This is a genomic window from Gemmatimonadales bacterium (assembly GCA_036500345.1).
Lineage (GTDB): Bacteria > Gemmatimonadota > Gemmatimonadetes > Gemmatimonadales > GWC2-71-9 > Palsa-1233.
This window is the reverse complement of sequence record DASYCE010000002.1, coordinates 71,110-90,571: the sequence shown is the minus strand read 5'-3', so window position 1 is coordinate 90,571 and position 19,462 is coordinate 71,110. Positions and strand designations below refer to the sequence as shown.

Below are 19,462 nucleotides of genomic sequence, written 5' to 3'. Positions count from 1 at the left end.
TCGCGATCGCTCAGCCGCGCCTCGGCGTCAGCAGCGCAATCGGCAGCACGACCTCTTCCGGCGCGACACCACCGTGCAGGAATGCGCCCCGGTAGCGCGCCTGGTACTCCCGCAGCTTGGTGGGATAGACAAAGAACCGGTCGTCCGTTGCAAGAAGGAGCCGCGTCGTCGGAGTTCGCGGCGCGAGCCCCCAGGCACGCAGGTCGTCGACGACGATTGCCGCTCCCGCTTCGTCGACCCGAAGATCTTCGCCGAACTTGAAGCGGAGATTGGCGGTGGCGTCACGCCGGGCGTAGATCGTCGCCGGCGTGTGGCAATGAATCGACCCGTGATCGGTGGTGAGGATCACCGGAACCTTCCGGCGCTCTGCTTCCTTGAGCGCATCGAGGAGTGCCGAGCGTTCGAACCAGGTCCGGGTGAGCGCCCGCAGCGCCGGCGTGTCGCGCGCGACTTCGAAGAGCGCGTCGTTTTCGGTGCGGCCGTGCGTCAGTTGATCGATGAAGTTGAAGACCAGCGCCGTCACCCCCGGATGCGAGAGATGCGCCGGGAGGCGGCGCAGCATCGCTTCGCCGTCGGCCGCCGAAAACATCTTCTCGTACCGCACCGTCACGTCGCGGCCGGTGAGTTCGCGCATCTGCTCGGTGAGCAGCGCCTGCTCGTGCGCGTTGAGCGACGATTCCTCGCTGTCATTCCACCAGTCCGGGTGGCGCGCCACCAGCTCCCGGGGGTAGAGCCCGGAGAAGATCGCGTTCCGGCTGTAGGGCGTCGCGGTCGGGAGAATCGAGAAGTAGTGGTCGACTTCGACGTCGAAGATCCGCTCGACGAGCGGGCGGATCACGGCCCATTGATCGAGCCGGAGGCAATCGACCACCACGAGCATCACCCGGCCGTGCGCCTCGAGCGTCGGGCGGAGGAACTCCGAGACGACATCGACCGACAGCGGCGGCCGGTCGGCGCCGCGCTCGGCGAGCCAGTGCGGGTACGACGCCGCGATGAAGGTGGCGAAGTCGAGCCGCATCGACGACTGCAGGGTGCGGAGCGCCTCCTGCAAACCCGGCTCGTCGGCCTGGCCAAGCTTCACTTCCCACTCCGCCAGTTCGGCGACCAGCTCGACCCATTCGCGCCAGGCGAGATGCTGCCCGCGGCGCCCTTCGAGTTCGCGGAAACGCCCGACAAAGTCCCGCGACAGCCGCTGCTGGCGGATGCGGTCGCCTTCGAGGAGCCGCGTGACGACCGAGAGGACCTGCCGCGGCGAGACCGGCTTGGTGAGATAGTCGGCGGTCTCGGCACCGATCGCGTCACGAAGGGTGTCCTGCCCTTCCGACTTGGTGATCATCACCACGGGCATCGATGCGTCGATTTCGCGGAGTTGCGGGACAAGTTCGAGGCCGCGGGTCCCCGGCATCTGTTCGTCGAGGAGGACGACTCCGTACGGCTGGCGTCGGAGCAGGGCGAGGGCGTCCTCGCCGTTCGCCGCCCGTTCCACCGAAAATCCCTGCTGCTGGAGGAAGAGCACCTGAGAGTCGAGGGTCTCGATCTCGTCGTCGACCCAGAGGATGCTGCGCGGGCGGGCCATCCCGAAAAGCTAAGTCACCGACGTACGTTTGGGCGATGCCGCCGCCGAACATCCTGATCGTCCGGTTCTCGTCGATCGGCGACCTGCTGCTGACCACGCCGCTGCTTCGCGCCATCCGCGCCCGTCACCCCGACGGACGGATCACCTTCGTGGTGCGCGAGGACATGGCCGACACGCTGCGCAACAACCCGCGGATCGACCGTTTGATCGCATGGAACCGCGAATCGTCGCTTCGTGCGCTGGCCGGTGAACTCGCCCGAGAGCCGTGGACCCACCGCCTCGACCTGCACGGGTCGCTGCGATCGCGGGCGCTCCGGCTGCTGGTGGGAGGACGCTGGAGCGGATATCCGAAGCATCGCCTGCGCCGATCGATGCTGGTCGCCACGCATCGCCGGCGCGGCGGAAACCTCGGCCCGGTCGCCGAACGGTACTTCGCCGCGGCAACCTCGCTCGAGGTGACTCCCGACGGCGGCCCCGCCGAGTTCTTTATCAGCGACGACGCGCGCGGCGCCGCAGACGCATTCCTCACCCGGCACCGGCTCGGCGTCGACCGCGACCTGATTGCGCTCGCGCCGGGTGCCGCACATTTCACCAAGCGATGGCCGGCTCGCCACTGGCTCTCCCTGGCGCACCGCATCGGAGCGCGGCGCGACATCGTCGTCCTCGGCGGCCCGCGCGATCGCGACATTGCCACGGCGATCGTCGCCGCGGCAAATGGCCGGGCGGCAAGCGCCGCGGGGGAATTCTCGCTCGACGGCAGCGCGGCATTGATCGCTCGCTCAGCCGAGCTGGTCGCCGGCGACACAGGGTTACTCCACCTCGCGACAGCGGTCGGCACGCCTGTCGTCGGACTGTACGGCCCCACCGTGGAGGAATTCGGTTTCTTTCCGTACCATGCGGCAGCGCGTGCTGTGCAGCTCGACCTCGCGTGCCGGCCGTGCTCCTCCCAAGGAGGAACGGTGTGCCCGCTCGGCCACCATCATTGCCTGCAGCAGCTCACCAGCGAGATGGTGGTCGAAGCCCTCGCGTTCGGTGGTAGTCGCGCCAGCGTCCCCCCGCGCGACCTGCCCGCCGCGGACGCGTGATGGATGACTGGTCGGCGCCGCTCCTCACGCTGGTCGCGCTGCAGCGGCAATTTGAACGGGGACCGCAACGCGAAGGCGCGCTGGCGCTCTGGCTGACCGTGCGGATCGCGCTCGATCTCGGCGTGAATGGGGAGAGCCCGGAGAAGAGCGATCGCCGGCGCGTCACGCTACTGGCGCAACGGATCGCGACGCTCGCGATCCCGCGTCCGCTCTCCCGCGGACTCACGACCGCGGTGAGCCACCTCGAGGAAGGGACCGCCGCGGGGGCGCGCATTGCGTTGGCACAGCTGGTGGCACCGGCACGCGATGCACTCGGACCGGACGCCGCCGAAGCGGTCGCCCTGGCGTCACGGCTGGTGCACGAACAGCGTCAGTGAGCGCGAACGCTGTCGGCGACCTTGGTGGTATCCTTTGCGCCGGCGATGGTGACCTGTGACCCATCGGTGCCGTTCGGCTGGACGGTGATCCAGATCGACGGCCCATTCTGCTCGGCGTAGAACACCGTGGTGTGCTGCACGGTACGTTCGTTGATGAGCCGGAACGGGTCTTTCGAGAGCACGTCGCGATAGTATGCCGCAACGGAGTCCGGACCGATCGGCGAGACGGCGACGATCTGGGTCGCATCGGCACCGCTCTGACTGGCAAGCGGCTGCGCTTGCGGCGGGAGCGGGACGTATGGGAGGACGCTCGAAAGCGGTGGGGCCTTGGGCGGTCCCTTGTGGCACGCTGCCACCACTCCGCCGGCGAGAAGAACGTACAGCACTGGTCTGATGCGCATCCACGAATCGTAGTCTGGGTGCGGGTCGGCGCCCAGAGGCGCCGCCGCGATCCTCTGGGCGGAGACGACCCGACTAACTACGATTCGTGGTCCCAAGGAGAGCTCTGTGGCTGGTCACAGCAAATGGAAGCAGATCAAGCGGAAAAAGGCGGTCACCGACTCCCGCCGGGCCTCGGCGTGGACCAAGCTGATCCGCGAAATCACCGTGGCTGCGAAGGCCGGCGGCGGCGACCCGAACGGCAACGCCCGGCTCCGCAAGGCGATCGATGATGCCAAGGCCGCCAACATGCCCAACGACAACATCGACCGGGCGATCAAGAAGGGGACCGGCGAGCTCGAGGGGGCATCGTATGAAGAAGTCACCTACGAGGGGTACGGCCCCGGGGGGACCGCGATACTGATCGAAGGATCGACGGACAATCCCAATCGGACGGTGGCGGAGATTCGCCATGCCTTTTCGCGGAACCATGGGAATCTCGGCGCCACCAATTCGGTGGCGTGGATGTTCGAACGGAAAGGGCAGATCGCCATCCCGACGGCCGGCGCGGCAGAGGAGAAGGCGATGGACGATGCTCTTGAATCAGGTGCGAGTGATTTCGCAGTCGACGGAGACGCGTACCTCGTGACCACGGAGCCGAACACCTTCCACGCCGTGATCGATGCCCTCAAGGCGCGCGGATACCGGCCGGAGTCATCCGACATCGTGATGGCGCCGAAGAACCTGATCAAGATTGCCTCGGCGGATGCCAACAACCTGCTGGAGCTGATCGAAGCGCTGGAAGATCTCGACGACGTGTCGAAGGTCTTCACCAACCTCGATGTCGACGCCGTCGAACTCGAAGAGGCCGGCACCTGACCTCGAATGGATCGCTGACCGTGCTCGGGATCGACCCTGGCACGGCGATCCTCGGATATGGCGTGGTGGCGGTTCGATCGAGCGTCGCGGCGGGCGGAGTCTCGCTGGTCGAGTGCGGCGTGGTCCGCACCCGCGCCCATGAACCGCTCCCGGCACGATTGGCGGTGATCTTTGACGGCGTCGCCGAGCTGGTCGAACGCCATCGCCCCGACGCGATCGCCGTCGAGGGCCTCTTCCATGGCCGCAATGCGCGCAGCGCGCTCGTCCTCGGGCACGCGCGAGGGGTGGTGCTCCTCGCCGCCGAGCGTGCGCACCTGCCGGTCGCCGAGATCTCGCCGGCGGAGGTCAAGCGCGCGGTCACGGGGACCGGTGCCGCCACCAAGCCGCAGGTGGGTGCGATGGTGATGCGGCTCCTCCGGCTCGCGGCGGCGCCGACACCTGCCGACGCCGCCGACGGTGTCGCCATCGCGCTCACCCATCTGTTGCGGCTGCAACCCAGGGCACGCCTGGCGGGGCCGGGAGTGCGGCGATGATTTCGTCGATTCGCGGCGTCCTGACCGTGCGCGATCCGTCGGGGGTGGTCATCGACACTGCCGCCGGCATCGGCTATCAGGTCGAAGTCCCGCTCGGCGTGTTCGAGCGGCTGCCGCCGGTCGGCAGCACGGTACAGCTGCACACCGAGCTGGTGGTGCGTGAGGACTCGTGGGCGCTGTACGGCTTCGACGCGCCGATGGAGCGCGCGGTCTTCGCTCGATTGATGGGGGCGTCGGGCGTGGGGCCGCGGCTCGCGCTGGCGATCCTGTCGGCGCTCGGACCCGATCGCACGGTGCGCGCGGTGCGTGACAAGGATCTCGCCGCCCTGTCGAGCGTCTCGGGGATCGGCCGGAAGAAGGCCGAGCGGATCACCCTCGAATTGGGCGACCGCCTTGACGATCTTCCAGTGAGCGCCGGGACACCGGCGACGCCGATGCCCTCTGCCGACGCAGTGCGCGCACTCGTGGCGCTGGGTTTTCCCGCCGCCGCGGCGGAGATCGCGATTCGCGGCATTCTCGATCGCGATGGACCGCAGGATACCGCAGCGCTGGTGCGCCGGGCACTTTCCGAACTCGCAAGGACCTGAACCGACATGCCGCATGTGACCGGACGCGCAGTGACCGCTGAATGGAATTGCACTCGCTGCAACGTCACCAATCGCAAGCTGGTGACCGAGCGCGATCGCAGCAGTACCGACACGTGCATGCATTGCGGTCTCAAGCACCGGGTCTTCAAGGATGAGCGGCCGGTGCGCTGGCGCGCCGAGGCGATGTGACCACTCGGAATGTGGAGATCACCACACCGGCAGCGCTTCCCGACGAGTCGAGCAGCGAAGCGGTGTTGCGTCCGTCGCGACTCGACGAGTTCATCGGGCAGGAGCAGGTCCGCACGTCGTTGCAGATCGCCATCGATGCGGCGCGGCATCGCGGCGAGGCGCTCGACCACGTGCTCTTCTTCGGCCCGCCGGGACTTGGCAAGACGACGCTCGCAATGCTGATGGCGCGCGAGATGGGCGTGCAGTGCCGCACCACGTCGGGACCTGTGCTCGAGCGACCCGGCGATCTCGTCGGCTTGCTCACCGCGCTCGGCCCCGGCGACATCCTCTTCATCGACGAGATCCATCGACTCCGCCCGCAGCTTGAGGAGTTTCTCTACCCCGCGATGGAGGATTTTCACGTCGACGTGCGTCTCAGCGATGGGCCGCACGGGCAGACACTGCCGATGAACATCGAGCGCTTCACCTTGATCGGTGCGACGACGCGATTCGGCCTCCTCACGCCGCCGATGCGCGCCCGGTTCGGCATGGTCGAGCGGCTGTCGTTCTATCCCCCGGAAGACCTGATGGCGATCGTGCAGCGGTCGGCCGGCGTGCTCAACGTGCCGATCGACCCGGCCGGTGCCGCGGCGATTGCCCAGCGGTCGCGCGGCACGCCACGCGTGGCGAACCGGCTGCTGCGTCGCGTGCGGGACTACGCCGAGGTTCGCGCCGATGGCAGGGTGTCGGGGGACGTGGCCACCGCGGCGCTGGCACGGCTCAACGTCGACGAGTTCGGTCTCGACGACATGGACACCAGGATCCTCGGGACGATCATCGAGAAGTTCGACGGCGGCCCGGTGGGATTGGGCACGATTGCCGCCTCGGTGGGCGAAGACGCCGCGACGCTCGAAGAGGTCTACGAGCCGTTCCTGATGCAGCAGGGCTTTCTCGAACGTACCGCCCGCGGTCGAGTCGCCACTCGTCACGCGTATCGCCGCCTCGGCCTCACGCCGTCTCCTCGCGCCGACAGCCAGCCATCGCTGCTCGATGAGTGAACGACGCTGGACGGCGGCAGACTTCGACTACCCGCTTCCCGAACAGCTGATCGCCCAGACTCCGCTCGCCGCTCGCGATCAATCGCGGCTGCTGGTGGTGTCGCCGGATGGCGCGCTGCGCGACGGGACCTTCACAGACCTGGCCACAATGATTCCGCCGGGCGACCTGGTGGTCGTCAATTCCACCCGGGTGCGGCACGCGCGGCTGCACGCGACCCGGAAGTCGGGGCAGCCCGCCGAAGTACTTCTCATCCATCCCGCGACCGATGATACCTGGATCGCAATGGGAAACCCCGGCCGCGCCATGCGTCCCGGCAAGCAGCTGGTGCTCGGCGGCGGAGTTGCCATCGAGACGATCGAAGTGCTCGACGACGGAACCCGCCGCGTGCGCTTTCTCGGTGCCACCGCGGAAGAGGCGATCGCACGGTTCGGCCGGATCCCGCTGCCGCCCTACATCTCGCGCGAACCGACCGGCGACGATCTCAATCGCTACCAGACCGTGTACGCCGAACGCGACGGCAGCGTGGCGGCACCGACAGCGGGATTGCATTTCACGCCGGCGCTGCTCGCGACACTGCGCGAGCGCGGCGTGAACGTCGTGGCTCTCGACCTCGAAGTCGGTCCCGGAACATTCCGTCCGATGGACGATGGCGACGTCGCCGAACACCCGATGCACGCGGAGCGATTCACCATTCCGCCGGCGACGGCGGAGGCAGTGGAATCGGCTCGAGCGCGGAAGGCGCGGGTATGGGCCGTCGGCACTACCGTCGTGCGAGCGCTCGAAAGCGCAGCCGATGACCACGGGACGGTGGCGCCGCTGAGCGGCGAGACCCGGCTGATGATCGCACCGGGTTACCGCTTTCGCGTCGTCGACGCGTTGATCACCAACTTTCACCTGCCGCGATCGACGCTGCTGATGCTGGTCGCGGCATTCGCGGGCCACGATCTGATCATGACCGCATACCGGCACGCCATTGATGCGGGTTATCGCTTCTACAGTTACGGCGACGCGATGTGCCTCACGCGGAGCGCCGCGTGAGCGAGACTCCAGCGCCGAGCGCCGCCGGTGCGAGTCGTCCGCCGTCGGTCACGGTGGCGGTGCCGACCCGCAATCGGGCCCGGGCGCTGGTCGTCTGTCTCAATGCGCTGAGTCAGCTCGACTATCCGGATTTCGAGATCCTCGTCGTTGACAACGGCAGCACCGACGACACGGCAGCGGTGGTGCAGGGCTGGGCGGCAACCGCCGCCGTTCCGGTCAGGTACGCATTCGAGCCGCAAACCGGCACCGCCAATGCGCGCAATCGGGCGCTGCGGATGTCGACCAGCGACCTCGTCGGGATCGTCGACGACGACTGCTATCCCGCACGCGACTGGTTGCAGCGTATCGCGGTGGAATTCGCGGATCCTCTGGTGGGATATGTGGGCGGGCGGTTGCTGCTTCACGATCCCACCGATGCGCGGTTCACCATCAACGACTCGACAGTCCGCGTTGTGTGCAGACCGGGTGTCTGGAATTCGGGTGACGACCTCCCCGGCACCGGCATGGCGCTGCGGCGCGCGGCGATGGTACAGATCGGCGGCTTCGATCCACTCCTGGGTCCCGGGTCGCCGCTCCGATCCGGCGAAGACATCGACGTGCACTGGCGCCTGTGGGCTGCGGGATGGATCGGGATCTTCACGCCAGACGCGGTGACGTACCACGCCCACGGTCGCAAGCCGGGATCACCTTCGCTCGACCGGATCAGGGACGACTACGCGATCGCGCGCGGCGGGTGGTACGCCAAGCGGATCACCTTCGGACCCCATCGCTTCCACACCTTCTACGCGTGGACGGTGTGGGAGCTGCGCCGCCAGTCGATGATCACGACGTGGAAGGAGCTGCGCGGCTTCTTCCGCTATCTCCGTCTGGCCGTACCGCGCCTCCTTCGCGGCGGCATGGCGATGCTGCAACCGCCGATCGACCCCATCTCCTCCCAGAGTGCTTCATGACCACACCGTCGACACCACCTCCCGCCACCGGATACGTCGGTGAAACACTCGCGCTGCTCGGCGACCGGGACCCCATCGCGATCATGGCGGAGACGCCGGCATGGGTCGCCGCGCGACTTGAGGGGCGCTCGCTCGCGCAGCTGCGGCAGCCGGAAGCGCCCGGGAAGTGGTCGCTGGTGCAGGTGGTGGCGCACCTCGCCGACACCGAGATCGCCTATGGCTGGCGGGCGAGAATGATCCTGACCGCCGAGCAGCCGCCAATCCACGGTTTTGATCAGGGCGCGTGGCTCGAGCGCTTCGACTACGCCTCGGACGATCCGTCGCAGGCGCTGCAGACGTTCACCGCGCTGCGGCAGTGGAACCTCCGAGTGTGGCGCCGCGGGTCGAATCCGGCCGACCTCACTCGTACAGGGATCCACAGCGAACGGGGACCGGAATCGCTCGACACGCTGCGGCGCCTCGCGGCGGGACATGATCTCCGGCACCGGCGACAGATCGAGCGGATCCTCCGCGTGCTCGGCTGAGTGTTCGAGTTCACGCTCGACGGCGTTGACGGGACCGCCCGCGCCGGCACGCTCACCCTTCCGCATGGTACGGTGCGCACCCCGTGCTTCATGCCGGTCGGGACGCGGGGCGCGGTTCGCGGGCTGCATCCCGAAGAAGTCGAGCGCGCCGGCGCGCAGATCCTCCTCGGCAACACCTACCATCTGCACCTGCGTCCGGGTGAGCACACGGTCGAGACCCTCGGCGGATTGCATCGCTTCACGTCGTGGACCCGGCCGATCCTGACCGATTCCGGCGGCTTCCAGGTCTTCTCGCTCACGGCACTGCGCAGACTCGACGAGGACGGTGTCGACTTCGTCTCGCATGTCGACGGATCGGTCCGCCGGCTCACGCCGGAGCGCGCGATGGAGATCCAGTGGGCGCTCGGCGCCGATGTTGCGATGGCGTTCGATCATCTGGCGCCCGGAGCGTCGACGATCGAGACCTCGCGCGACGCGATGGAGCGGACGTTGCGATGGCTGGGACGGTGTCGCGAGAAGCATGGTGAACTCGCCGCCGCGGCCAGCGATCGGCAGACGCTCTGGCCAATCGTGCAGGGCGGGACGCATGAATCCCTTCGCCGCGAATCGCTGGAGGGGATTCTCGCCCTGGGCGACTGGACCGGTGTGGCGATCGGCGGACTCTCGGTGGGCGAGCCCAAACCGGCGATGCACGCCGTGCTCGAGCGACTCGAACCGGGTCTGCCGCGCGACCGTCCGCGTTATCTTATGGGCGTCGGTTTTCCCGAGGATCTGCTCGACGGCATCGCGCGCGGCGTCGACCTGTTCGACTGCGTCGCGGCGACGCGCAACGGCCGCCACGGCAGCGCCTGGACCACCGACGGACGCGTCAATGTGCGGGGTGCCACCTACCGGCTCGACGAATCGCCGCTCGACCGCGAGTGCGATTGTGAATGCTGTGTCCGGTTCTCCCGCGCGTATCTCCGGCATCTCTTCATGGCCGAGGAACATCTCGGGCCGCGAATGGTGTCGATTCACAACATCCGGTTCCTGATCCGGCTCGCCGAACAGGCGCGCGACCGGATCGTCGACCGGACGTTCGATCGCTGGTCCGCCGCATGGCGCCAGCGCTACTTCGCGAAAGGCGCCCGCTGATGTCGCAGGGATTCACCGTGATGCTCGTGCAGATCGCCGCGATCATCGGCGTGATGTATTTCCTCTTCATCCGCCCGCAGGCAAAGGCGCGGAAACAGGCGGCCGCGATGCTCGCGGCGCTCAAGAAGGGCGACGAGATCATGACCGCCGGCGGGATCATCGGGAAGGTGCGCGACGTCAGGGAATCGCTGATCACTGTCGAGAGCGGCAGCGCGACGCTGGTCGTCGACCGGAACCGCATCGTGCGCGTCGGCGACCAGACGGCGAATACGGGGTCCGGCCTCTGATGGCGATTCGGGATATTCACATCCTCGGCTCGCCGGTGCTCCGCCATCGCGCCGAAGAGATCGCCGAGGTGGACGACGAGCTCCGCCAGCTCGTCGACGACATGTTCGACACGATGGCCGCGGCGAGCGGCGTCGGCCTCGCCGCAAATCAGATCGGCATCACGCGCCGGGTTGCCGTGATCAACGCCGACGGACAGACGTTCGCGATGATCAATCCGCGCATCGCCGAGGCGGAAGGACGCGAAAGCAAGGAGGAAGGGTGTCTGTCGATCCCGGACGCCTTTGCCGAGGTCACGCGTCCGGAGAAGATCGTCCTCGAAGCGCTCAACGAGTCGGGTGAACCGTTCCGGCTCGAAGCGTCGGGGCTCGTCGCCCGCGCGGTGCAGCACGAGCTCGACCATCTCGACGGAGTGCTCTTCATCGACCATCTCTCGCCACTCAAGCGACAGCTCCTCGTCTCGCGCTGGAAGAAGGAGCATCGCAACGATCCGCTCACTCGCACGCCTGTTCCCGAGGAGCCGAAAGAGGACGAGTGATGCGCGTGGTCTTCTTCGGCACGCCGCAATTCGCTGTCCCGTCACTCGCCGCTCTCCTTGATGCGGGGATTGAAGTCGCCGCCGTGGTGACGCAACCTGATCGCGCCAGCGGTCGCTCCCATTCCACGCTCACTCCGCCGCCGGTCAAGATCTTCGCCGAACGCGCCGGCCTTCCCGTCTGGCAACCGGAACGACCGCGCGGTGATCTCTTCCTGCAGCAATTCCGCTCGGCAGACGCCGAGCTCGGCGTTGTCGTCGCGTACGGTCATCTCCTTCCGCCCGAACTCCTCGCCGCCCCGCCGCTTGGCCTGGTGAACATCCACGCCTCGCTGCTGCCACGGTGGCGCGGCGCGGCGCCGATCCAGTGGGCGATGCTCACGGGCGATGCCGAAACCGGCGTCGGCGTGATGCGGATCGAGGCGGGACTCGATACCGGCGCCGTCTGGCTGCAGCGCGCCACGCCGATCGATGACAACGACACCGCCGCAACACTGACCGACCGACTCTCTTCGCTGGGCGCCGAGGCGCTCCTCGACGCGCTGCCCGACATCGCCGCCGGCGTGGCGCCGCGACCGCAGGACCCCGCCGGTGCCACGCATGCATCGAAGGTCGATCGTGCGCTGGCGCGCATCCGGTGGGATGAAACCGCGCGCCTGGTGTCGTGCCGCATCCGCGCGATGGATCCGCACCCCGGAGCGTGGGCGGTGCATCGCGGCGTCGACATCAAGCTCTTCGGACCGAAGATGGTGCCGAGCGGCAACACCTCGGTTGACGGACCCGGCATGATCGAATCGATCGACGGCAACCTCGTCGTACGGACCACTGCCGGTGCGCTGCAGATCGACCAGGTCCAGCCGGCAGGCCGCAAGCGGATGCCGGCACGCGAGTGGTTGCGCGGCATCGAGCTTCCGCCGTCGTCGCGATTCGAGTGAGACCGCTCCCTCATCTCCTCGCGCTGAGTGACGACCGGGTCGCGGCGCTCGATGATCTGGGGGTTCGAAGCGCCGCAATCGCAGCGGCAGGGCCCGCCGTCGGATTGGTGGCGCGCCGTCCCGCTGGTACCACCGATCAACTGGCGAGCCTTGCCGCGCGCTTCGTGGCCAATGCCGGGCCGCCGATGGCTGCGGTGCTCATCACCGGACGGATCGACGTCGCCCTCGCCACGGGAGCGCACGGTGTGATTCTGCGCGCCAACGACCTCGACGTCGCCACCGTCCGGGCAGTGTCGCGGGAGGCAGCAGGACGCCAGGGCCGCGCCGAGTCCCCGGATGCGATGCTGATCCTGCGATCGGTGCATTCCGAAGCGGAGGGAGCGCGCGCGATCGACGACGGCGCCGATGCACTGATCGCGGGACCGATCTGGGAGACGCCGACGCACCCCGGCCGCCCGGCGATGGGAACTCCTTTCCTCGACCGGATAGTTTCCCTTGGTGCACCAACGTTCGCCGTCGGCGGCGTGACGCCGGAACGAGCGAAGCTGGTGCAGGCCGCGGGAGGATGGGGCCTCGCTGCCATCAGTGCCATCTGGGACGCCGACAAACCGTACCAGGTCGCCATCGGATTGTTGCAACCATGGATCGGATCATGACGCTGGCATTGACCATCAACGGTGAAGCGCGAACTGTCACCCATTCGGCGACGGTAGAGGAATTGCTCGCCGAACTCCAACTCGACCCCCGGGCAGTCGTGGTCGAGCTGAATCGCAAGATCATCCGCCGCACCGCGATCGCGTCGTCACCCGTGGCCGACGGCGACGTGGTCGAGATCGTTCATTTTGTCGGGGGCGGCTGAGATGCTCGAGATTGCGGGACAGCGGTTCGAGTCGCGGTTGCTGGTCGGGACCGGGAAGTATCGCGGCAACGACGAGATGGTCCGCGCGATTGCGGCGTCCGGCGCCAGCGTGGTGACCGTCGCGGTACGGCGCGTCAATCTCGACCGCGCCGACGAAGGCGGCATCCTCCATCACCTCGGCGAGCACCATTTCCTGCTGGCGAACACCGCCGGCTGCTACTCCGCCGACGAGGCGATCCGCTACGCTCGTCTTGCGCGCGAGGCGGGATTCAACGACTTCGTGAAACTCGAGGTCATCGGCGACAAGGAAACGCTCCTCCCGGATGTGAGCGGGCTCCTCGAAGCGACCAGCGTCCTCGCCGCCGAAGGGTTCAAGGTGATGGCATACACCAACGACGACCTCGTGACCGCGCTGCGGCTCGAAGCGGCGGGAGCGGTCGCCGTCATGCCGCTGGCGTCGCCGATCGGCTCCGGACTCGGGCTCCTCAATCCGTATTTCATCCGGACGATCAAGTCGCGGCTCCGCGTTCCGGTGATCGTCGACGCCGGCGTCGGCACCGCGTCCGATGCCTGCCTGGTGATGGAGCAAGGCGTCGACGGCATCCTGATGAACACTGCGATCGCCGAGGCGCAGGATCCCGTCGGGATGGCAAAGGCGATGCGCCTCGCCGTCGAAGCGGGGCGCGCCGCATACCTCGCGGGCCGGATGCCCCGGCGCGAGGTCGCCGTGCCGTCGAGCCCCGAACGCGGGATGCTCGACTGAACGACACCGGGCTCGCGCCGCGACGTGCGGCGCTGGGGGTCCTTTCAGCGGTGCGCCGGGGCGTCCCCCTCGATGTCGCCCTCGACCGCGCGCTCCTCCCGCTCCCCGATGCCGACCGCCGGCTGACGCACGAACTCGCCGCGGGTGTGCTGCGGCACGCGCAGGCGCTCGACGGCGTGCTGGCGCACTTCGTCCCTCGCGGGCTCGGATCGCTCAGCGCGGCACTCCTCGATGTGCTCCGGCTCGGAGCGTACCAGCTGCGCATTCTCGATCGCGTCCCTGCGCACGCCGCTGTCGCGACCAGCGTGGCATTGGCCCGCGAGCGCGTCGGTGAACGAGTCAGCGGATTCACCAACGCTGTCCTCCGCCGCGTTGCCGAGCTTCCAGCCGGTGCCGCGACGCACGATGCATTGAGCGAAGTGGAGCATCTGGCGCGGACCTGGTCGCATCCCGCATGGCTGGTCCAGCGCTGGCTCGGCCGCTTCGGCAGCGCCGGCACGGCGGCACTTCTCGCCTGGAACAATGCGCGGCCATCACTGGTGCTCCAGCCAACGCGCGGCGACGTGCTCGATCTCGAAGGACTGCTCGACGAACACGATATCGCCAACACGCCGGCACCATACGGTGCGGGCGTGGTCGTCAAGGCGAGCCATCCCGAGCGGCTTCCCGGCTACACTACCGGCGAGTTCTACGTCCAGGATCCGGCCCAAGCCCTGGTGGTCCGGTTCGCGTCATTTCCGTCGACTGCCACGATCTACGACGCATGCGCTGCACCCGGCGGAAAGGCGGTGGGGATGACGGGGCGATCGACCACGGTGATTGCTGCCGACCTGTCGCGCCGCCGGATCGACCGCCTGCGGGAGAATCTCACCCGCGCCGGGCAAGGCGCGAGCTCGATCGTCGTAGCCGACGCGGCACGGCCGCCGATCCGCCCGGTCCGCGCCTACCTCCTCGACGCACCGTGTCTCGGCACCGGGACGTTCGCCCGACACCCCGACGCCCGAGGCCGCGTCACCGAAACGGCGCTCCAGTCGCTGGTCCTCGCGCAGGCCGCGTTGCTCGACGCCGCCGCCGAGCGGATCGCCCCAGGCGGCGTGCTATGTTACGCGACATGTTCGCTCGAGCCGGAAGAAAATGAGATGCAGATCTCGGCATTCCTGGCTCGACGGCGCGATTTCGAGCGGCAACCTCCAGCGGTCTTTCCGCGCGACGTGGTGACACCCGCAGGTGACCTGCAGACGTTGCCGCAACGCGATGAGATCGACGGTGCCTACGCCGCCCGCCTGGTTCGCGTCGCGTGACAGCGGCGGGCCGACGCCGCTCGGCACCGCGGCGCAGCACCTGGCTGCGATGGATCGGCGCCATCATCGCGGCAGCCGCCGCCGGCTATCTCGTCACGTGTGCGGTCTTCCCTGCACCGATCCTTCCCAAAGCGGTGGTCGTCCCCTCGCTGCGCGGCGTCCCCACCGATTCGAGCCTGGCGCGACTGGCACGGCTCGGTCTGCGCGGCCGCCTCAGTGATACGGCGCCCGACGGATTCCTTCGCGCTGGACTGGTTGCCTGGCAGTCGCCGGCGGCAGAGACGAAGTTGCCGATCGGCGCGGTCGTGAAGCTCGGCGTGAGCAGCGGGCCGCCCGCAGTCTCGGTGCCCGATGTCACCGATCTCGACTTCGGATTGGCGCGCGATGTCCTCGTCGCATCCGGGCTCCGGATCGGGACCGTCGACACGGTCCAGCTCGACGCCGCAGCGGGGACTGTCGTCAATACGGTACCGACTGCTGGTGCGAATGCGAGGAGCGGCGACTCGGTGCAAGTCCACATCAGCAGCGGCCCGCCGTCAGTCCTCGTCCCGGATGTCGTGGGGCTGACGGTGGTCGAGGCGCGCGATCGGATCCTCGCCGCGGGGTTGCGCGTCGGCGTCCTGTCGCAACAATTCGAGGGGAAGGCGGGGACGATTCTCGCCCAGCGTCCCGCCCCGGGCGACCTGGTCACCAGGGCAAGTGGCGTCGATCTCACCATCAGCGGAACGATCCCATGACCGTACGCATTGCGCCGAGTCTCCTGAACGCCGATCTGGGCCGCCTCCGTGAACAGGTTGCAGAGGCCGAAGCGGGCGGCGCCGAGTGGATTCATATCGATGTGATGGACGGACACTTCGTGCCCAATCTCTCATTCGGCGGACCGATCATTCGCGCCGTCCGGCAGGCGACCGACCTGCCGATCGACGTGCACCTGATGGTGGAGCGGCCGGAGCAGTACATCGCCGAGTACGCCGACTCCGGTGCGTCCGGGTTCACCTTCCATCCCGAAGCGACGGTTCACGTGCAGCGACACCTCGCCGCCGTGCGGGAGCGCGGGATGCGCGCCGGCCTGGCGCTCAATCCGGGGACGCCAGGCGGCGTCCTGCTCGAAGTGGCTCGCGACCTCGATCTCGTCCTCGTCATGACCGTCAACCCCGGGTTCGGCGGGCAATCGTACCTGCCGTCGGCGACGGCGAAGATCGCCCGGGTGCGCATGTTGATGAACGAATGGGAGATCAACGGATCGCTGGAAGTTGACGGGGGGATTACCGTCCATACCATCGCCGAGGCGCACGCGGCGGGGGCGGATACCTTTGTGGTGGGAACGGCGGTGTTCGGGCAACCTGATCCTTCAGAGGCGATTCGCGCGCTCAAACGCGCCTGCCTCACCAAGGTGTGACGATGCAGCGGCAGTGGGTCGTGGTTCTGGGCGCGGTGGCACTCCTCGGTGCAGGAGCGCTCTACCTCATCGAGCAGGCGCCGCCGCGGATCGGTGTCGGGGCGAAGGCACCTGATTTCAATGCGGTCGACCTGGCGACCAACCAGAAGGTCTCGCTGCGCGACGTGTATCAGGGTCATGTGACGCTGGTGAACATCTGGCGCACCGACTGCGTGCCGTGCAAGCAGGAAATTCCGGCGATGGATTCGCTGTATCGTGACCTGCACGATCGCGGCTTCCGAATCGCCGCGGTGAGCGTCGACCCGGGCCCTGATCAGGGCGTCCGCGATTTCGCCGGCGAGTTCCACATCTCGTTCGATGTGCTGCATGACCGCGAGAATCGTGTCGGAGAGCTCTATCAGACCACCGGCGTGCCGGAGAGTTTCCTGGTGGACAAGACCGGCCATATCGTCCGGATCGCGCAGCAGGCGGCGCCGTGGAATTCGCCGGAGAACCACCGGATCGTCGAGGAATTGCTGAACGCTCCGGCGAGCTGAGATGACGCGCGCCCCCGATCGCTTCCGTGCCTGGCTCGGCGTTGCCGCCATCTCGGCCGCGCTCGGTATCGGCGCGTGGGCGCTGGTGCGATATCTCCCGCCGACCGAAGGGAGCGCCCTTGGCGACCGCGCCCCCAACTACCGCGTCCTGGACCTGACCCACGACGACAGCGTCGGCATCCGTTCCGCTTACGCCGGGCACGTGACGCTGGTGAATATCTGGGCGACCTGGTGCGTGCCGTGCCAGCGCGAGATGCCGTCGCTCGAGCGCCTCTACCAACTCTACCGCGACCGCGGATTGAAGATCGCAGCGGTGAGCATCGACCGCGCCGACAGCGGTACCGTCCTCCACTACACCCGCGCCTTGGGACTGACGTTCGACATCCTCCACGATCGATCCGACGGGATCGAGGAAGCGTACCAGACGATCGGAACCCCTGAGACGTTTGTCCTCGATCGCAGCGGGCGGATTCGCGACTTCTCCCTCGGCGACGAGACGTGGGATTCACCCGCGAATCGGGCCCGGATCGAACGCGTCCTCGGTCGAGCCGATTGATGCTCGTCCTCGGCATCGAAACTTCGTGCGATGAGACGTCGGCCGCGGTGGTTTCGCGCGACGGGGATCACGTGGTGCTTCGCGGCTTGAGTGTACTGTCGCAGGACGTTCATCGGATCTTCGGCGGCGTCGTCCCCGAACTGGCGTCCCGCGCCCACCTCACCGTCATCGATGCGGTGGTCGATGACGCGCTCGGCCAGGCGGGAATCGGTCTCGGCGACATCCAGGGGATTGCGGTGACCCGCGGGCCCGGTCTCCTCGGCGCATTGCTGGTGGGTGTCACCTGGGCGCGTACGCTTGCGTGGCGCGAGACGCTGCCGATCATCGGCGTGCACCACCTCGAAGGGCATCTCTTTGCGCCAACGCTCGAGCGGGATGATGTTCGCCCGCCGTTCACCGCACTCCTCGTAAGCGGCGGCCATACCCTGCTCCTCGACGTGCCGGCGTGGGGAGAGTATCACCTGCTCGGCGAAACCCGTGATGACGCGGCGGGCGAGGCGTTCGACAAGGTCGGATCGCTCCTCGGCCTCGATTATCCGGCCGGGGCGGCGATCGAACGTCTTGCCGCGACCGGTGATCGCGCCAGGTTCTCCTTTCCGAGGCCGCTCCTCGGTGGACGCCACGACGCGTCGTCGTACGAGTTTTCGTTCAGCGGCCTCAAGACGGCGGTCCTGCGCGCGGTGCAGCAGTCGGATGACATTGGACGCGACCGGGCCGATATTGCTCGCGGATTCCAGGATGCAGCGATCGACGTGCTGGTGGCCAAGACCGTGACGGCGCGAGACGCCTTCGATCGGCGGATGATCGTGCTCGGCGGCGGGGTGGCGTGCAACCGGACGCTCGCAACCGCGATGCGCACCGCGGCCGATGGCCGGGCAACGGTCGCCGTGGCGTCGCCGCGGCTCAACACCGACAACGCGGCGATGATCGCTGCAGCAGGAAGCTGGCGATTGGCCCGCGGCGAAACCAGCGGGCTCGACCTCGACGCTCGCGACGCGTTGCCGTTGCCGGGCCTCATTTCCATCAGTGGAGTCGGCGCGTGATCATTGCGTATCCGCTTGTCATTCACCTGGGCCCGCTGACGATCACCGGCTTCGGGATCATGATGGCGCTCGCCTTTGCCGTGGGCGGGTGGGTTATCGATCACGAAACACGTCGCAACGGTTTTGCGCCCGACTATGTCGGCGACATCATCGTCGGCGCGGTGGTCGGCGGTATCGTCGGCGCGAAGTTGTGGTTCGTCGCACTCCCCGGACACGGCGTGCAGGACCTCTTCGAACGGAGCGGACTCGTCTGGTATGGCGGGTTCATCGGCGGCGCCCTGGGCGTGGTGCTCAATGGATGGCGGCGGCGCGTGCCGATGCGGTGGACGGCGCAGCTGGTTGCGCCGGCGCTGGCCGCGGCGTACGCGATCGGCCGTATCGGATGCTTCGTCGTCGGAGACGACTACGGCATTCCGTCGACCCTCCCGTGGGCGGTGGCATTCCCCGAGGGAGCGCCGCCCACGACCGCGGAAAATCTCCGCGCATTCCACGTCGCGATTCCGGCGAGCATTGCGCCGAACACCATACTCGCCGTGCATCCGACGCAGCTGTACGAGGTCTTTCTGATGACGATCGTGTTCGCCATCCTCTGGCGCTGGCGCACGGAATCACGCGGCACCGGATGGCTGTTCGGTGCCTATCTGGTACTCGCGGGGATCGAACGATTCGCCATCGAATTTCTCCGCGCCAAGGACGACCGCCAGCCCAACGGATTCTCCCTGGCGCAGTACGCCTCGGTCGCGGTGGTGATCGTCGGAATCGTGGTAGCAACGCAGCTTTCGAAGCGGCCCCGGACTGCTCCGGGAGAATGGCTGCTTCACGGCGCGCCGGAGCCAGCGGCGCGTGCGCCAAAACCCACTTGACAGCTTTTGACTCAACTCGTACCATTGACGGGTCGGCGCGCACAACGGCGCCAGCAGAGAAAGTCCCAGGACGAAGAAGGGTGGAGCGAACACATCCGT

26 protein-coding genes are annotated in these 19,462 nt (G+C 67.7%); 24 read left to right on the top strand and 2 right to left on the bottom strand.

Annotated features, from left to right (window positions below):
- Positions 1-10: 10 nt before the first annotated feature.
- Positions 11-1,576 carry a response regulator gene (locus tag VGM20_00910; GenBank protein ID HEY4099416.1) on the bottom strand — a complete coding sequence of 522 codons (1,566 nt, stop codon included), beginning with the start codon at positions 1,574-1,576 and terminating at the stop codon, positions 11-13.
- A gap of 35 nt (positions 1,577-1,611) precedes the next feature.
- Between VGM20_00910 and VGM20_00905 the strand changes: the two genes are divergently transcribed.
- Together VGM20_00905 and VGM20_00900 are read left to right on the top strand one after the other, a co-directional pair.
- Positions 1,612-2,661 carry a glycosyltransferase family 9 protein gene (locus VGM20_00905; GenBank protein ID HEY4099415.1) on the top strand — a complete coding sequence of 350 codons (1,050 nt, stop codon included), beginning with the start codon at positions 1,612-1,614 and terminating at the stop codon, positions 2,659-2,661.
- Positions 2,661-3,038: a hypothetical protein gene (locus VGM20_00900; protein ID HEY4099414.1), complete on the top strand. Its 378-nt coding sequence runs from the start codon at positions 2,661-2,663 to the stop codon at positions 3,036-3,038. The genes VGM20_00905 and VGM20_00900 overlap by 1 nt, the downstream gene beginning before the upstream one ends.
- On the opposite strand, the gene VGM20_00895 is transcribed toward VGM20_00900, so the two are convergent.
- Positions 3,032-3,439 carry a hypothetical protein gene (locus tag VGM20_00895; GenBank protein ID HEY4099413.1) on the bottom strand — a complete coding sequence of 136 codons (408 nt, stop codon included), beginning with the start codon at positions 3,437-3,439 and terminating at the stop codon, positions 3,032-3,034. The two genes, VGM20_00900 and VGM20_00895, sit on opposite strands and share 7 nt — an antisense overlap.
- Before the next feature lie 106 nt (positions 3,440-3,545).
- Here VGM20_00895 and VGM20_00890 point away from each other — a divergent pair, with 106 nt between their 5' ends.
- From VGM20_00890 to VGM20_00785, 22 genes are read left to right on the top strand one after another with little or no spacing between them, the layout of a single operon-like run.
- On the top strand, positions 3,546-4,295 hold the full coding sequence (locus VGM20_00890) for a YebC/PmpR family DNA-binding transcriptional regulator (protein HEY4099412.1): 750 nt from the start codon (positions 3,546-3,548) through the stop codon (positions 4,293-4,295).
- Between the two features lie 20 nt (positions 4,296-4,315).
- Complete coding sequence (ruvC, locus tag VGM20_00885) at positions 4,316-4,828, top strand: crossover junction endodeoxyribonuclease RuvC (protein ID HEY4099411.1); 513 nt, start codon at positions 4,316-4,318, stop codon at positions 4,826-4,828.
- Positions 4,825-5,415 (top strand): Holliday junction branch migration protein RuvA, encoded by a 591-nt coding sequence (gene ruvA, locus VGM20_00880; protein ID HEY4099410.1) that lies wholly within the window; start codon positions 4,825-4,827, stop codon positions 5,413-5,415. The genes ruvC and ruvA overlap by 4 nt, the downstream gene beginning before the upstream one ends.
- Positions 5,416-5,430: 15 nt before the next feature.
- Positions 5,431-5,604: a hypothetical protein gene (locus tag VGM20_00875; protein ID HEY4099409.1), complete on the top strand. Its 174-nt coding sequence runs from the start codon at positions 5,431-5,433 to the stop codon at positions 5,602-5,604.
- A complete protein-coding gene (gene ruvB / locus VGM20_00870) occupies positions 5,601-6,641 on the top strand; it encodes a Holliday junction branch migration DNA helicase RuvB (protein HEY4099408.1) in 1,041 nt (346 codons plus the stop codon). Before VGM20_00875 ends, ruvB begins: the two co-directional genes overlap by 4 nt.
- On the top strand, positions 6,634-7,680 hold the full coding sequence (queA, locus tag VGM20_00865; GenBank protein HEY4099407.1) for a tRNA preQ1(34) S-adenosylmethionine ribosyltransferase-isomerase QueA: 1,047 nt from the start codon (positions 6,634-6,636) through the stop codon (positions 7,678-7,680). The genes ruvB and queA overlap by 8 nt, the downstream gene beginning before the upstream one ends.
- Entirely contained in the window at positions 7,677-8,630 is a 954-nt protein-coding gene (locus tag VGM20_00860; protein ID HEY4099406.1) for a glycosyltransferase family A protein, read from the top strand. Before queA ends, VGM20_00860 begins: the two co-directional genes overlap by 4 nt.
- Positions 8,627-9,154: a DinB family protein gene (locus VGM20_00855; GenBank protein HEY4099405.1), complete on the top strand. Its 528-nt coding sequence runs from the start codon at positions 8,627-8,629 to the stop codon at positions 9,152-9,154. Before VGM20_00860 ends, VGM20_00855 begins: the two co-directional genes overlap by 4 nt.
- Complete coding sequence (gene tgt / locus VGM20_00850; GenBank protein ID HEY4099404.1) at positions 9,155-10,288, top strand: tRNA guanosine(34) transglycosylase Tgt; 1,134 nt, start codon at positions 9,155-9,157, stop codon at positions 10,286-10,288.
- Positions 10,288-10,575, top strand: a complete 288-nt coding sequence (gene yajC / locus VGM20_00845; protein ID HEY4099403.1) for a preprotein translocase subunit YajC — start codon at positions 10,288-10,290, stop codon at positions 10,573-10,575. The genes tgt and yajC overlap by 1 nt, the downstream gene beginning before the upstream one ends.
- Positions 10,575-11,111: a peptide deformylase gene (gene def, locus VGM20_00840; GenBank protein HEY4099402.1), complete on the top strand. Its 537-nt coding sequence runs from the start codon at positions 10,575-10,577 to the stop codon at positions 11,109-11,111. The genes yajC and def overlap by 1 nt, the downstream gene beginning before the upstream one ends.
- Entirely contained in the window at positions 11,111-12,043 is a 933-nt protein-coding gene (gene fmt, locus VGM20_00835; protein HEY4099401.1) for a methionyl-tRNA formyltransferase, read from the top strand. Before def ends, fmt begins: the two co-directional genes overlap by 1 nt.
- The gene (locus VGM20_00830) at positions 12,040-12,699 is read left to right on the top strand and encodes a thiamine phosphate synthase (protein ID HEY4099400.1); all 660 of its coding nucleotides are present in this window, start codon (positions 12,040-12,042) and stop codon (positions 12,697-12,699) included. The genes fmt and VGM20_00830 overlap by 4 nt, the downstream gene beginning before the upstream one ends.
- The gene (thiS, locus tag VGM20_00825; GenBank protein HEY4099399.1) at positions 12,696-12,902 is read left to right on the top strand and encodes a sulfur carrier protein ThiS; all 207 of its coding nucleotides are present in this window, start codon (positions 12,696-12,698) and stop codon (positions 12,900-12,902) included. Before VGM20_00830 ends, thiS begins: the two co-directional genes overlap by 4 nt.
- Before the next feature lies 1 nt (position 12,903).
- Entirely contained in the window at positions 12,904-13,665 is a 762-nt protein-coding gene (locus tag VGM20_00820) for a thiazole synthase (protein HEY4099398.1), read from the top strand.
- Positions 13,593-14,966 carry a transcription antitermination factor NusB gene (locus VGM20_00815; protein HEY4099397.1) on the top strand — a complete coding sequence of 458 codons (1,374 nt, stop codon included), beginning with the start codon at positions 13,593-13,595 and terminating at the stop codon, positions 14,964-14,966. The genes VGM20_00820 and VGM20_00815 overlap by 73 nt, the downstream gene beginning before the upstream one ends.
- A complete protein-coding gene (locus tag VGM20_00810; protein HEY4099396.1) occupies positions 14,963-15,703 on the top strand; it encodes a PASTA domain-containing protein in 741 nt (246 codons plus the stop codon). The genes VGM20_00815 and VGM20_00810 overlap by 4 nt, the downstream gene beginning before the upstream one ends.
- Positions 15,700-16,365 carry a ribulose-phosphate 3-epimerase gene (gene rpe / locus VGM20_00805; protein ID HEY4099395.1) on the top strand — a complete coding sequence of 222 codons (666 nt, stop codon included), beginning with the start codon at positions 15,700-15,702 and terminating at the stop codon, positions 16,363-16,365. Before VGM20_00810 ends, rpe begins: the two co-directional genes overlap by 4 nt.
- A gap of 2 nt (positions 16,366-16,367) precedes the next feature.
- Positions 16,368-16,901 carry a TlpA disulfide reductase family protein gene (locus VGM20_00800; protein HEY4099394.1) on the top strand — a complete coding sequence of 178 codons (534 nt, stop codon included), beginning with the start codon at positions 16,368-16,370 and terminating at the stop codon, positions 16,899-16,901.
- A 1-nt stretch (position 16,902) separates the two neighbouring features.
- Complete coding sequence (locus VGM20_00795; protein HEY4099393.1) at positions 16,903-17,457, top strand: TlpA disulfide reductase family protein; 555 nt, start codon at positions 16,903-16,905, stop codon at positions 17,455-17,457.
- The gene (tsaD, locus tag VGM20_00790; GenBank protein ID HEY4099392.1) at positions 17,457-18,500 is read left to right on the top strand and encodes a tRNA (adenosine(37)-N6)-threonylcarbamoyltransferase complex transferase subunit TsaD; all 1,044 of its coding nucleotides are present in this window, start codon (positions 17,457-17,459) and stop codon (positions 18,498-18,500) included. The genes VGM20_00795 and tsaD overlap by 1 nt, the downstream gene beginning before the upstream one ends.
- A complete protein-coding gene (locus tag VGM20_00785) occupies positions 18,497-19,363 on the top strand; it encodes a prolipoprotein diacylglyceryl transferase family protein (GenBank protein HEY4099391.1) in 867 nt (288 codons plus the stop codon). The genes tsaD and VGM20_00785 overlap by 4 nt, the downstream gene beginning before the upstream one ends.
- Positions 19,364-19,462 lie beyond the last annotated feature (99 nt).